The organism is Halomonas litopenaei, assembly GCF_003045775.1.
Classification (GTDB): domain Bacteria; phylum Pseudomonadota; class Gammaproteobacteria; order Pseudomonadales; family Halomonadaceae; genus Halomonas; species Halomonas litopenaei.
Map to the genome: position 1 here is coordinate 588864 of NZ_PXNS01000005.1, position 14055 is coordinate 602918.

Consider the following 14055-nt stretch of genomic DNA (forward strand, 5'->3'; position numbering starts at 1 on the left):
TCAGTTTCAGATCAACGACTTCATAACAACGTACGCAATAACAACTACGCCATAACAACAACCCTTCGCCAAGTGACTAGCCAGGAAAGCGCGGTTTCCCCTGACGAAAGGCGTCGATGATTCGACGTCCGGGGAAGCAAAACAAGGAAGGAATCCTTGCGGAGGTTGCACATGCAATTCCCCCCATGTACTCGCACCCCTGGCGAGATCGCTCGGCATGCCTCACAGCATGCCCTGCTCAACGGCATCATCAAGGAAGTGGCTATCCCCCACGACCTGTTGAGCCACCACTGGCCCGCCAACAGGCGTGGCCTGCCAACGAGCCTCCAGGGCCTGCCATTGCAGGTCGCCTGGTCGTCTTCTTTAACCTTGTTCGTGCTGGTCGATCGCCACTCGGCGATGGGCTGCCATCAGGTTGTGTCGCCGCTGTATCTGCGCCGCAGCCTCGATCAGCCCTGGCGGGAGGCCGATACCGACGAGCTGGTATCGGCCCTGCTGGAAGATGGCCCCTGGCGCGAGGCCAGCCCCAACCCCGAGTTCGGCGACCAGGTGCTGCAGAGCCAGGCGGTGATGGCCTCCATCATCGAGGACGCTCGGCGACGCCCCCATGACCCGCTCAAGGACTACGCCGCCAGCGAACAGGGGTTGTGGTTCGGCCATCCCAATCACCCCACCCCCAAGGCCAGGCAGTGGCCGCAAGGCTTGAAGGGGCAGGGCAGGGACTGCTCCCCCGAGTTTGGTCAGGGTACCCGCTTGCACCAGTTCTCGTTTCCGGCGCAAGGGCTACGGATCGCCTGCAATGGCCTGGAGCCCGGTGAGGTGCTCAGCCAGGCCGCCGACCAGAGCACGGAGCCCGAGGCCGGGCGGGTGGTGCTGGCCATGCACCCGGTCCAGGCCGAGCTGTTTCGCCAGGCGCCGGATGTTGCCGCGCGGATCAACGACGGCAGCATCCGCGACCTGGGCAGAAGCGGCCCGCTGGCGCTGCCCACCGCCTCGATGCGTACCTGGCATGCGCCCGAGCATCCCTGGTTCATCAAGGGCTCGCTCAACGTGCGCATCACCAACTGCGTGCGCAAGAACGCCTGGTACGAGCTCGAAAGCACCCTGGTGATCGATCGCATCATGAGTCGCTTGATCGACAGTGAAGACCCGGCGCTCGAGACCCTCGAGCTGGCTCGGGAGCCCGCCACCCTGCACTGGGCCCCGCAGGACGCTGACGACGATCAGCGCCGCTGGTTCCGTGAGCAGACCGGGGTCATCCTGCGCGAGAACTTCTGTCGGCGTTTCGGCGCCGAGCGCTGCCTGCTGGCGGCGACGGTATTCGCCCGTGACACCGAACTGGAGCCGATGGCGCCATCGTTGGTGGCGCGCGCGAGTTCGCCTGCGTCCGCTGCTGTGAGCGGCGCCCCCGCCGACGATGTGCCCGAACACAGGATCGTCGACTGGTACAAGGCCTATCTTGGCGCCCTGGTCGAGCCGGTGCTGGCGCTGTATTTCCGTCATGGCATCGTGGTCGAGCCGCATCTGCAGAACTGTGTGCTGATCCATGACCAGGGCTGGCCCCGTCGCGTACTGCTGCGCGACTTCGAAGGCGTCAAGCTGACCGAGGATCAGGGCCTTGACTGGCTCGCCGGCGAGACGCTGGATGAGCGCGTGCGCGCGTCGATGACCTACAGTCGCGACAAGGGCTGGAAGCGCATCGCCTACTGCCTGCTGGTCAATCACCTAGCCGAGGCGATCCTGGCGTTGAGCTGGCGCCGCCCGGCCCTGGCCGAGCGTCTGTGGGAGGCCACCGGGGAGGAGCTTTCGCGGGTCAGGCAACGGCTCGGAGTCGCCACGCCCGAGCTCGATGGCCTGCTCGCAGGCGGCGACTTGCCGTGCAAGACCAACCTCAAGCTCAGGCTGATGGCTCGGGCCGATCGTCACGCCGACTATGTGTGGCTGCCCAACCCCTGGCATCAGCTCGCAGGTGAGCGTCTGGAGGTGGCCCATGGCTGACAGTGTTGCTGTCTCGGGGCGCAGCGAGGCCCAGCGGCTGCCGCCAGCGGTGCGGGAGGCGATACGTTGCCACCAGGCCGAAGCGCAAGATCCTATTGCCGCCTTCTTCTATGACCTGGAGGCGCTGGCCGCCCGGGCGCGTTCGATCAAGTCCGCACTGCCCGACGGTGTCGAGCTTTACTACGCCATCAAGGCCAATAGCGAGGCGCCGGTCCTCGGGACCTTGGCCCCCATCGTGGACGGCTTCGAGCTGTCCTCCGGTGGCGAGATCGGGCGCATGCGCGAGGCGACGAGCACGCTGCCCTGGGTGCTGTCGGGGCCGGGCAAGCTCGACTCGGAGATGGCGTTGGCCATGGACGAGGGCATCGAGGCCTTTCACGTGGAGAGCCTTGGCGAGATCGCGCGCCTTGAGCGACTCGCCAAGGCCAGGGGGCGTCACCAGGCGGTGCTGATCCGCATCAATCCGACCCTGCCCGAGGCGCTGTCGAGTCGTCTGCGCATGGCCGGTACCGCCACCCCCTTCGGCATCGACGAAGCCAGGCTTGGCGAGGCGGTGGCGGCGGTGGACGCCGCTGCCCATCTCAGCCTGGTCGGCTTTCATATCCACGCCATGTCCCACCAGACGAGCGTGGCGCGCCACCAGGCGCTGCTTGACGGTTACCTGGCGCGCTGGCCCGAATGGCGCGCACTCGCCGCCTCGCCCGCCAGGGTCACCCAGCTCAATGTCGGGGGTGGCATCGGCGTCGACTACATGGCGCCGTTCGAACCCGAGCGTCAGTTCGACTGGCAGGCGTTGTGCGCCCATCTGGACGCGCGACTCAAGGCGATGGCTCAGGCCCCGCGGGTGCGCTTCGAGATCGGCCGTTTCCTTAGTGCCTTCTGTGGCTACTACGCCATCGAGGTGCTGGACACCAAGCACAGCCATGGTCAGGGCTTCGTCGTCTGTCGTGGCGGTACCCACCAGTTTCGACTGCCCGCGGCCCAGGGCCACGACCACCCGGTCATCCACCTGCCGAGCGGGGAGCGCGGCGAAGCGTCGTCCGGCGAGAAGCGACCCTGGACGGTGGTGGGGCAGCTGTGTACGCCCAAGGACGTGCTGGGGCGCGATCGATTGATTGGCGACGTCGCCCCGGGAGACCTGCTGGTGCTGCCGCTGGCCGGGGCCTACGGCTACAACATCTCCCACGCCGACTTTCTGTGCCACCCAAGGCCGCCGCAGATATTCATTGGCGCCGACAGGGCGTCATCCGACACCGCACGCTGAGGTTAATCATGTCATCACCTTCTTACGTTGCCGAGCCCGCGACGGGGTCCGCTGACGCCGCCGCGCCTCGAGTTGCCCCCTGTGTTGCTCCCAGTGCTGTTCCCGCCGCCGTACCCTTTGCCAGTTCCGACGGCTGGCATCATCGCCCGCGTATCGAGCGGCGGGTCATCGGCCAATTGCTGCAGACCCTGCTGTACGAAGACGTGCTCGAGTATCGCTGCGAGCACCTGGCCCCGACTGAGGGTGAAGGGCAGGGGCGTGAAACCACCTTCGTCGTCTCGCTGGGGGAGCGCGACTATCGCGTGCGAGGCTGGCTGTGCCACAGCTTCTCGTTGATTCGCCTCGATCATCAGAGTCTGGCTGTTGCGTCGACAAAGGCGTCGGCTCGGGCGTCGACAAAGGCGCCGGCTCTGGCCGGACACGATGGCCGGACCCAGTCGCCGTCACTCTCGGAGTTTCTGGACGACCTGGCGTCCACGCTGAGCGCCAGGGCCGAGGGAGACCTTCAAGGGCGGCTGCAGCCGGGGTTTATCAACGAGCTCAAGCAGACCCTGATCAAGGACCTGCAGTCTTCGACAGCAGCGCCCGTCGACGGCCAGAGCGCGCCTCACACGCTCGACGCCGACGCCCTGGAGCAGTACTTCACCGACGCCCACAGCTACCATCCCTGCTACAAGTCTCGCCTCGGTTTCACGCTTGGCGACAACTGTCGCTTCGGTCCCGAGTTCGGCCAGCCGCTGCGGGTGCTGTGGCTGGCGCTGCCGGCGCGGCTGGCACACCAGGGCGCTGTCCCTGATCTCGGCGCCATGGCGACGTTCGCGGCCATGGCCGATGCCGAGCTGGGTGACGAGGGATCGCCGGCCAGGCAGCGTCTGGCCGAGTGGCTAGGCGAGCGTGGCCTTGCGCGCGAGCAGGCGGTGCTGTTGCCGGTGCATCCCTGGCAGTGGGAAAACGTGCTGGTCAGCGCGCTCTACCCGGAGCTTGCCAGCGGCGAGATCATCCTGCTCGGCGAGGGCGAGACCCGCTATCGTCCGCAGCAGTCGATTCGTACCCTGGCGCCGCTGGACAGTGATGGACGTGCGTCCCCGACGCCCTATCTCAAGCTGGCGCTGGGGATCACCAACACCTCCAGTACCCGCATCCTGGCGCGCCATACCATCACCAACGGCCCCATCATCACGGCCTGGCTCAAGCAGCTTCTGGAGAGCGACGCCGGCGCTGGGGCGGCCAACGTCGTGATCCTCGGTGAGGTGGCCGGGGTTGCCCTGGACGAACGCGCCTTTGGCGGCCTTCGCCATGACGAGGTGTACGGCCAGGCCGGCGCGCTGTGGCGTGAGCACATCGACGGCTTTCTCGCCCCCGGCGAGCAGGCGGTTCCCTTCAACGGCTTGAGCCAGAGTCTGCGCGACCCGGACGGGGCGCCCGCAGAGCCCTTCATCACCGACTGGATCGCCCGTCACGGACGCGACGCCTGGACCCGTCAACTGGTGAGCGTGGCGACCCTACCGATCATCCACCTGCTGTTCGCCGAAGGGGTGGGGCTTGAGTCCCACGGCCAGAATATCGTGGTGATCCATCGTGATGGCTGGCCGCTAAGGGTGGCACTCAAGGACTTCCACGACGGGGTGCGTTACTGTCCGTCGGCGCTGGCCCGCCCCGAGCTGGCCCCCAGCCTGGAGCCGTTGCCGGCGGCCCACGCCGCGCGCAACCGCAACTCCTTTATCGTTACCGATGACCTGGCGGCGGTGCGCGACTACTCCTGCGACGCCTTCTTCTTTATTGCCCTGGCCGAGATGGCGATCTTCCTCGAGTGTCACTTCGGACTCACCGAGGGCGCCTTCTGGGCCATGGTCGCCGACGTCATCACCGCCTACCAGGACGCCCATCCAGAGCACGCCGAGCGCTATCGCCTGTTCGATGTCTTCGTCCCCGAGTGGGAAGTGGAAGCACTGACCCGCCGGCGGCTGTTCGGCGACGAGATGCCTCAGATCAAGCGGGTGCCCAATCCCCTGGCCGTGCATGCACCGGTGCCGCGCCCAGCATCTGCGACTCCGGGGAAGGCTGCAGCGACACAGGAGCGTACCCCATGCTGAGAACCAATCGCCTGAAACGTGCGCTAAGCGAGCAGCGCGAGGTCTACGGAGTGCTGGCCTCGTTGCCCACGGCGGCGTCGATCGAGCTGATCGCCGAAGCCGGCTTCGACTTCGTGGTGATCGACACCGAGCACGTGCTGATCAACCCGGAAACCGTCGAGCACATGATCCGCACCGCCGAGAGCTATGAGCTGACGCCGCTGGTGCGGGTCGCCGACGACAACCCCAAGACCCTGCTGCGCCTGCTCGACGGCGGCGCCCAGGGCATCGTGTTGCCGAGCGTCGAAGACCCCGAGCGACTGGCCGCTGCGATACGTGCCTGCAAGTACGCCCCCCAGGGCACGCGCAGCCTCAACGCCGGGCGCCCAGGTGCCTTCGGCAAGCACTCCCTGGCCGAATACGTTCAAAAGGCCAACGACGAGATCCTGGTCGTTGCCATGATCGAGAGCCGGGCCGGCGTCGAGCGCATCGACGAGCTGTGCGCCGTCGATGGTCTCGACCTGGTGCTGGAGGGCGCCGCCGATCTGTCCCAGTCCCTGGGCGTGAGCTGGCAGACCGCCCACCCCGAGGTGCTAAAAGCGGTTTGCCGGGTGCAGCAGCGCGCGGCGGACCACGGCCTTCCCTACGCCGCCTTCCTGCGCCATGCGGACGCCAAGGCCGAGTGGCGCGAGCGCGGAGTGCGTACCTTCCTGCTCGGCGACGAGCGGGGCATCGCCTTTCGCGCCCTGACGAGCGCCTTGAAGGAGGCACGCGCATGAGGTGCCTGTCGCTTGCTTCCGGTGCCCCTGTTGCCCGAACCCTGAACCCTGCTGTCGCGCCTTCGTCGGTGCCCCCGATTGTTGCAGTTGCAAGGAGAGCCCAATATGGCCGCGTTTGATTCCGTTTCTTCACCCGTTCCTTCACCCCAGGCGAGGCGCCTGGCCAGCGAGCAGATCCTTCAGTCGCTGGTAGATGGCCTGCTGGTCGAGGGGATCCTCGAGATCGACTCGCTGGCCGGTGATGACAGCGATGCCCGTTCGTTTGCCGCTGAGCTGTTTGGTGATGAGGTGCTGGTGGTCCATCCAGCAGCGCGATTGTGGCGCCAAGAGCGGGATCAGGGCGCTAGCCAAAAGATCAGCCTGGTGATGCTGCTGGAGCCCGGCATTGCCCAGGACTGGCAGAAGGTGCCCGGCACGCCAGTGCTGGCGCTCCATGGGGGAACACCGGCGCCCCTGGACCCCGTGGCATTGATGCGCCGGGTGTTCGGCGGCGATGACCAGACCCTGACACCGGGCCAGCGCGTCTTTCTCGACGCCCTTGAGGACAGCCTATGGCAAGCCACGGCCTCCATGGCGCACGGCGTGGATACCCGCCATCTAGCCTCCCTGGGTACCCTTGAGCACTTCACCATTCTGGAGCAGTGGGCGTCGCTGCTCGACCGGCCCTACCATCCCACCGCCAAGGCCAAGCAGGGGCTTAGCGCCGCCGAGTACCGCGCCTATATGGCCGAGTTTGCCAACCCCGTCGAGCTCTACTGGGTGGCGGTAGCGCGTGACCGGCTGACCCATGGAGCAGGGGTGGGGGCTCTCGCAGCCGGCGTGGGGTCGGGCGCCGATAGAGCGGCTTCGGGCGCCGATAGAGCGACAGCCGGCGCGGAGTCGGGCGCCTTTAGAGCGACTTCGGGCGCCGATAGAGAGAGCGCCCCTTTGGAACAACCCGCAGACTGGCTGCTCGCGGCCGAGGAGCGTCAGGCACTCTCCGATGAGATGCGCGCCAAGGGCATCGCCGATAGCCACCTGGCGCTGCCGGTGCACCCCTGGCAGCACGATCATGCCCTGCCGAAGTGGCTCGCCGAGGACTTTGCCGCTGGTCACTGCATCACCCTGGAGGCTAGCGCCGGGCGCTGGTGGCCGACCTCGTCGCTGCGCTCGCTGCTGCCGGCTGCGCCCTCGTCAGACGGCGCAGCGCATAGCCTCAAGTTGCCCATGGCCATCCACTCGCTGGGGGCCTCGCGCTACCTGCCGGCGGTGAAGATGATCAATGGCGATCTGAGCGCACGGCTGCTGGAAGAAGCCCGGCAGCGTGATCCACTGCTGGAAAGCGCCTTGCACCTGTGTGACGAAGGCAAGTGGTGGGCCTACCTGCCCGGGGACGCCAGTCTGTTCGATGAGGCCCCGCGCCATCTGAGCGCCATGGTGCGCAGCTATCCTCAGGCGCTGCTCGAGCAGGCCGGCACCCAACTGGTACCCATGGCGACCCTGGGTACGCCGCTACCGATGGTCGGGGCGTCAGGTCCAGCACGCATCAGCGCCCATCACGTCTTCGATGACTGGATGGTGCAGCGTGGCATGGAAGCCAGCGCCGCGAGCGCACAGGCGCTGTTCGGTGAGCTGTGTGCGCGCTTCTTCGAGATCAACCTGCGCATGCTGAGGCTCGGCATGCTGGCGGAGGTGCACGGCCAGAACGCCGTGCTGGTGGTGCGCCAGGGTAGGGTCGAGGGACTGTTGCTGCGTGATCATGATTCGCTTCGTATCAACGTCGGCCAGCTCGAGCGTCACGGCATGCAGGATCCCTGCTACCGGATCAAGCCGGGTCACGCCAACACCCTCTACCACGACAGTCAGGAGGCGCTGTTGTTCTGGCTGCAGACCCTGGCGATCCAGGTCAACCTGCGCGCCATCATCGACACCCTGGCGGGGCACTATGGCCTTTGCCAGCGCGCGCTATGGCGGGATCTGGCGGTTCAGCTCAAGGCCCAGCTCGACGCCGTGCCCTTCGATGCCGCCGAGCGCAACGCCTTGAAGTCCGCGCTGTTCGAGCGCGAGCGCTGGCCCTACAAGCGCCTGATCGCCCCGATCATCGAGCGTGCGGGCGGCCCCGGCAGCATGCCTTTTGGCGTCAGCGAGACCGTCAATCCGCTGAGGGCCTGCCAGGGGGCGCTGACGCCTCAGAACGCCGAGGCAACTGCCGGTGTTGAACAGGGTGTCGGTAGTGCTGGCGAAGCCGACCGTCTGGGGACACTGCAGCAAGCCTGATCTCATCGTCAGGTAAACGAGCGGCGGCATCGGTGAACACCGATGCCGCCGTTTTTTCGTGCGCAAGAGACGGGATATTCAGCGAAGCCATTCGGGATGCTCAGCGAGCATCGCCTCGCGCCGACGAGTTTCGTCCTGCTGCTTGGCCAGGGCTTTTTCGGCCAGCTCGTCGGCCCGGTGCGGGGGCACCACGAACAGACCGTCGTCGTCACCGAGCACCAGATCGCCGGGCGCGATGGAGACCCCGTCGATAGCCACCGGGGTGTTGATCTCACCCTCCAGCGACAGCGAGCGAGTAGTCAGCGGACTGGTACCTGCAGCAAACATCGGCAGAGTCAGCCGAGACAGCGTCTCCCTGTCGGTGACAGCGCCATTGGTGACGACACCGGCGAGTCCCTTGGTCAGCGCCGCGTAGGCGCGAAACTCGCCCCAGCAGGCGCGACGATGATCACCGGACACGTCGATCACCAGCACGTCACCGGGGCGTGCGAGCGTCAGCGCCTCGCGGATGATGGCGCCGTCGACATGAGGAATTCGGACCGTCAGGGCGGTGCCGACCAGGCGTACCGGACGATGCAAAGGCTCGAGCGAGGCGATGGCGCCAAAGTCACTGAAGTGGCCCAGGGTCGAGGTGGCAAGCCCGGCGAAGCGATCGATCTGTGCCTGGCTGAAGCTGTCCCTGCGTCGGGCAATATGGAACATTGGACCTCCTGTCGGACGTGTTGCTGAGCAAGTGCTGACCAGAGCACGGCGAGGCACCTAGCACCATTACTGCCGGGTGCGATAGAGCAGATAGACGAAGAAGGGCGCACCCACCGCGGAGACGAAGACCCCGGCGGGCAGGTCCTTGGGCAGAAAGGCCACTCGGCCGATCAAGTCGGCGTAGAGCACGATCAGCGCGCCACACAGCGCCGCCACCGGCACCAGCCGTGCAAGACTGCGCCCGACCAGGCGGGCCGCCAGATGGGGTGCCACCAGGCCGACGAAGCTGAGTCCTCCGGCAAACGCCACCGCCGCGCCGGCCAGCGCCACGCTGAGGGCCAGCAGAATCAGCCGGCTTCTCAGCACATCGACACCGAGCCCGACGGCCACGGCGTCGCCCAGAGCCAGGGCGTCCATATGCCGAGCCAGGCTCAGGCACAGCGGAATCGCCACCAGCAGCCAGGGTAGCAGCGACAGCACATGGCGCCACTGGGCCGCATACAGGCTGCCGGTGAGCCAGACGTAGGCGTGCAGCGCCGAGGCGTCGTCGCTGATCACGATCAGCAGGGTCGTCGCCGCCCCCATGGCGGCGGACAGCCCGATACCTACCAGCACCACCCGGCTGGGATTGAGCCCCTTGCGCCAGGCCAGCGCCACCACCAGCACGGTGGCTATTATGGCGCCGCCCAGAGCCGCGAGTGGCAGCAGGTGGATGCTCAGCTGACTGGCAAAACCGGCCAAAAATACCACCGCCGCCAGCGCTGCGCCGCTGGTGATACCGATCACATCCGGCGAGGCCAGCGGGTTTCTGACGATGCCCTGCAGCACCGCGCCGGCCACCGCCAGCGCCGCCCCCACCAGCACCGCCAGCAGAATGCGCGGCAGCCTCAACTCCCAGACGATAAAGCCGATGTCGCTGGCCTGGGGCGCGGCCAGGGCTTTCAGCACCTCGATGGGTGGAGTGGGGAAGCTGCCCAGCGACAGCGACAGGCCTGCGCTTGCCACCAGCGCAAGCGCCAGCAGCGCTACCAGGCGGCGATAGCGTCGGTTGGCCCGATCTTGTGTATGGCCCGGCGTATGGCCCGGTGTCTGTTCCCGTGTGGCGGACTCGGCGTTGGCGCCAGACAAGCTGTTCATGCGGATACCTGCTTCTTGCGGGCCAGATAGATAAAGAAGGGCGTGCCGATCAGTGCGGTCATGACACCGACCGGGATCTCCTGGGGCGCTATCAGGAAGCGCGAGGCGATATCGGCGACCAGCAGCAGCGTGGCTCCGAGCAGCGCACACGCCGGCAGCAGCCAGCGATGGTCGATGCCGACCAGGCCGCGGGCCATGTGTGGCACGATCAAGCCGACGAAGCCGATCATCCCGGCAAGCGCCACCGAACTGCCGGCCAGCAGGATCACGCACAGGCCCAAGGTAAGCTTCAGGGTGCCGGCGCGCATGCCGAGGCCGGTGACCATGTCATCGCCCAGCAGCAGGGCGTTGGCCTGACGGGCGAGGGCCGCGGTGATCGCAAGGGCCAGGGCAAACAGCGGCAGCAGTGGCACCACCAGTTCAAGCTCGCGCCCGGAGACCGAGCCCGCCAGCCAGTACAGCACGCTCTCGAAGCTCTGCTGGTCGATGATCAACAGGCCCTGACTGAAGGACACGAACATCGCCGTCACCGCCACCCCGGCGAGCACGACTCGAAGCGGTGACAGCTCGCCGCGCCGGCCACGGCTGAGCGCCACCACGGCGAGTGCGGCGACCAGCGCGCCGAGCAAGGCCGCCCACACGTACTGACCGGGGGTGTGCAGCGGCAGCAGCGATACCGCCACCACCACAAAGAACATGGCGCCGGCGTTGATGCCGAGGATGCTTGGCGAGGCCAGCGGGTTGCGCGTCATGGTCTGCATCAGCGCACCTGCCACCGCCAAGCTTGCACCGGTCAGGGTGGCGATCACCGCCCGGGGCAGGCGTTCGCTGAGGATGATGATATGGCTGACCCTGCCACCGTCGTAGTCGGTGACGGCCTCAAGGGCGGTCAGCGGCGTGATCTCGGTGGTGCCGAGGACCACACTGGCGCCGAACGCCGCCAGCAGCAGCAGGGTACCGAGGATCAGTCCGGCGGCCCGGGTCGAGGTGCGTTCCAGCATCAGGCTGCACCCTCGTCTGTTGTGGGCGACGGCTCTTTAATAGCTGAAGGCTCTTTCACAGCTGAAGGCTCCTCACCGAGCGCGTCACCCCGCGCGCAGGAAGGGGAGAGCGCCTGCGGCGCCAGGCCGTAGTGGCGATAGAGGTCATCGAGCATGGCGTTTGCGGCGAGGATACCGCCGCCCATGATCCAGTTGACCGTGTCCACCTCGTACACTCGGTCGGCGCGGGTCGCGGTGAGTCGCTGCCATAGCGGGTGGGCGGTCCAGTGGCGGTAGGTGTCATGGATCGCAGGGTCGTCTTCCAGCAGCACGAAGATGACGTCGGCGTCCAGCGCGGGGATGTTCTCTTCGCTGGTCAACTTCATGCCCCAGCCTTGGTCTGCGGCGGCGTCAGGCTGGCGGAAGCCCAGCTCCTCCAGGATGCTGCCGGCGAAGCCGGAGGAATACAGACGCACGTGGTCGCTCTTGAAGCGCACCACCGCGGCTTTCTGTGGCCAGGCGTTGCCCAGCGCCGTGGAAATCTTCGCGCGCAGATCCGCTACCCGGTCGTCCCAGCAGGCCAGCAGTTGTTCGGCCCTGGCCTCGCGCCCGGTCGCCGCCGCCACCAGCGTGAGCGAGGCCTTGAAGTCAGACACCGTGGACGAGAACACCGTTGGCGCGATCTGCTCGAGCAGCGGGCGCACCCGTTCGTGTCGAAAGCGGGTGGCGACGATCACCCCGGGATCGAGCCAGGCCACTTTTTCCAGGTTGGGCTGGGTCTCCAGGCCCACGTGCTCGACGCCATCGAGCGCCTCGCGCAGGTAGCGATAGGTGGGCTTCTCCATCCAGGCATCGACCACCCCGATGGGCGTTACCCCCAGCGCCACGGCGCTGTCCGTGGCCCCCTGATACAGCGTGACCAGACGTGGCGCCGAAGCCGAGGAGACTGCCGGGGCAGCGGCCGCCGAGTCAGACCTTGCATAAGTCCTTGTATCAGCCCTGATGTCGGCCTCGGCAGTGCCTGCAAACAACAGCATCCCGGCGAGCAGGGCGAGTGCCACAAAGGCCAGCACACCGGCGAACAGCCCGAGCACCAGCAACAGACTGCGCAGCACTGAGGGGGCTTGCCGGGAAGGAGGCGGCCTCAAGCGTGAGTGCGGCGGCGGTCGCAGAGATGGCGTGGGGGTCATGAGGAGGTTCCGTCACGTGAGCTTGCGGGCTGGGCGGAGGCCTGGTTTTCTTGGCGCCCCGGAGACTGGCGTGTCTGGCGCCCCGACGAGCGGCCGATTTCTCGGCCCAGCGCCCAGGCCAGCGGCAGGCACAGCAGGGCAATGGCGGCCAGGGCGATAAAGGTCTCGTGCAGGGCCTGGGCGCTGGCCTCGGCGGCACTCACGCCTGTGGCGGTGACGCCACTTACGCGGGTGTCGTAGTAAAGCGAGAGTGCCACCAGACCCAGCGAGGCGATCAGCCGCCTCGCCATATTGTTCATGGCCGAAGCCTGGGCCATGTCCCGGTCGGGCAGGGCGCGCATGCCCACGGTGGTGGAGGGCAGATAGCCGCCAGCAAGGCCAATGCCACGCGTCCCCATCCACAGCCCTACTACCCAGGCTGGCGCCGCCGACGACATCAGCGCGAGCCCCGCCAGACTGACAGCGGTCAGCATCAGGCCCGCGAGAAGACACCACTGGGGCGGGTGGTGGTCGATCATGCGCCCGGCGATGGGCGAAGACAGCGACGCCATCAAGGCCGTGGCCAGAAACACAAGCCCGGTGGTCAGCGGACTCGCCCCGAGCACCTGGTGCATCCACAGCGGCACCAGCAGCACGCAGCCGAACAGGATGATGGACTGCAGGCAGGCCAGGACGACGCTCAGGCGAAAGGCGCGGTGTCCAAACAGGGACAGCGACAGTAAAGGCGCCGGGGTGCCCTGGACTGCTGTGGGGTCGGCTTTCCGTTCCTGCATTCGTCCCGCCTTGAACTCCATACCCCGTTCGACCACCACGAACCCTGCCAGAGCGGCAAGTCCGAGCCCCAGGGGGACGAGCGCCGAGGGCGTGAGCAGTTCGGCCAGACTGTCGATTCGGCTCAGCGAAAACAGCACCGCGCCCATACCGAGGGTGATCAGCACAAAGCCCGGCAGGTCGAAGCGTCTGGCACGGTTGGGCGCTTCTCGATGGAGGCATCGCCAGCCGACCACCAGCCCCAGCAGCGCAAAGGGCAGATTCATGACGAACAGCGCCCGCCAGTGGCTGACCTCCAGCAGCAGGCCGCCAACGCTTGGGCCGATGGCCGGCGCGATCATCACCGCAAACCCCCAGATGCCGCTGACGCGGCCACGCTGCTCGGGCGGATAGGCGGCGAAGATCAGCGCCAGCGACAGCGGCATCATCAGCCCCGCCGCCATGCCCTGGACGCCCCGGGCGATGATGATGCTGTCTAGACTGTCGGCCACGGCGCCGAGACCAGAACCGGCGATAAAACCGACCAGCCCCAGCAGGTAGATCACCCGCCGGCCGAAGCGGTCGGCCAGATAGCCGGTCAGCGGCATGGTCATGGCCATGCTGATCATGAACAGGGTGATGACCCAGTTCACCTGGCTGGCGCTGGCATCGAAGGTCGCCATCAGCTCCGCCACCGCCAGGTTCAGTGCACTGTTGTTGAGGCTGACGGTAAAGGTGCCCAACAACACGCTGACCAGCACCCAGGCTCCCCCGGCGCGGGTCTTCGACGAGGCATCGGAAGACGGCTCAGCACCCCGCGACGCAGGGGCCTTGGCGAGTGTGTTGGTGGGCCGGGCCTGGAACATGAACCGTCTCACAGTCCTGGAAAGCGGAAATGCGGAGGGCCAAGAGCATGCCATGATGCAA

The 14055-nt window shown here is 66.9% G+C and carries 10 protein-coding genes; 5 read left to right on the top strand and 5 right to left on the bottom strand.

Going from position 1 to position 14055, the window contains the following annotated elements; all coding sequences use genetic code 11:
- Positions 1–171 precede the first annotated feature (171 nt).
- From C6W88_RS11380 to C6W88_RS11400, 5 genes are all read left to right on the top strand, one after another.
- Entirely contained in the window at positions 172–1998 is a 1827-nt protein-coding gene (locus C6W88_RS11380) for an IucA/IucC family protein (RefSeq protein ID WP_108132509.1), read from the top strand.
- The gene (locus tag C6W88_RS11385) at positions 1991–3262 is read left to right on the top strand and encodes a type III PLP-dependent enzyme (RefSeq protein ID WP_108132510.1); all 1272 of its coding nucleotides are present in this window, start codon (positions 1991–1993) and stop codon (positions 3260–3262) included. The genes C6W88_RS11380 and C6W88_RS11385 overlap by 8 nt, the downstream gene beginning before the upstream one ends.
- Before the next feature lie 8 nt (positions 3263–3270).
- Positions 3271–5355, top strand: a complete 2085-nt coding sequence (locus C6W88_RS11390) for an IucA/IucC family protein (protein ID WP_108132511.1) — start codon at positions 3271–3273, stop codon at positions 5353–5355.
- The gene (locus C6W88_RS11395) at positions 5349–6113 is read left to right on the top strand and encodes an HpcH/HpaI aldolase family protein (protein WP_108132512.1); all 765 of its coding nucleotides are present in this window, start codon (positions 5349–5351) and stop codon (positions 6111–6113) included. The genes C6W88_RS11390 and C6W88_RS11395 overlap by 7 nt, the downstream gene beginning before the upstream one ends.
- 105 nt (positions 6114–6218) lie before the next feature.
- Entirely contained in the window at positions 6219–8369 is a 2151-nt protein-coding gene (locus C6W88_RS11400; RefSeq protein ID WP_108132513.1) for an IucA/IucC family protein, read from the top strand.
- 78 nt (positions 8370–8447) lie between these two features.
- On the opposite strand, the gene C6W88_RS11405 is transcribed toward C6W88_RS11400, so the two are convergent.
- From C6W88_RS11405 to C6W88_RS11425, 5 genes are all read right to left on the bottom strand, one after another.
- Positions 8448–9071, bottom strand: a complete 624-nt coding sequence (locus C6W88_RS11405) for an RraA family protein (protein WP_108132514.1) — start codon at positions 9069–9071, stop codon at positions 8448–8450.
- 66 nt (positions 9072–9137) lie between these two features.
- Entirely contained in the window at positions 9138–10208 is a 1071-nt protein-coding gene (locus C6W88_RS11410) for a FecCD family ABC transporter permease (protein ID WP_108132515.1), read from the bottom strand.
- Positions 10205–11209, bottom strand: a complete 1005-nt coding sequence (locus tag C6W88_RS11415) for a FecCD family ABC transporter permease (RefSeq protein ID WP_108132516.1) — start codon at positions 11207–11209, stop codon at positions 10205–10207. The genes C6W88_RS11410 and C6W88_RS11415 overlap by 4 nt, the downstream gene beginning before the upstream one ends.
- Positions 11209–12378 (bottom strand): ABC transporter substrate-binding protein, encoded by a 1170-nt coding sequence (locus tag C6W88_RS11420; protein WP_231498615.1) that lies wholly within the window; start codon positions 12376–12378, stop codon positions 11209–11211. Before C6W88_RS11420 ends, C6W88_RS11415 begins: the two co-directional genes overlap by 1 nt.
- Positions 12375–13994 carry an MFS transporter gene (locus C6W88_RS11425; protein WP_108132517.1) on the bottom strand — a complete coding sequence of 540 codons (1620 nt, stop codon included), beginning with the start codon at positions 13992–13994 and terminating at the stop codon, positions 12375–12377. The genes C6W88_RS11420 and C6W88_RS11425 overlap by 4 nt, the downstream gene beginning before the upstream one ends.
- Between the last annotated feature and the right edge of the window lie 61 nt (positions 13995–14055).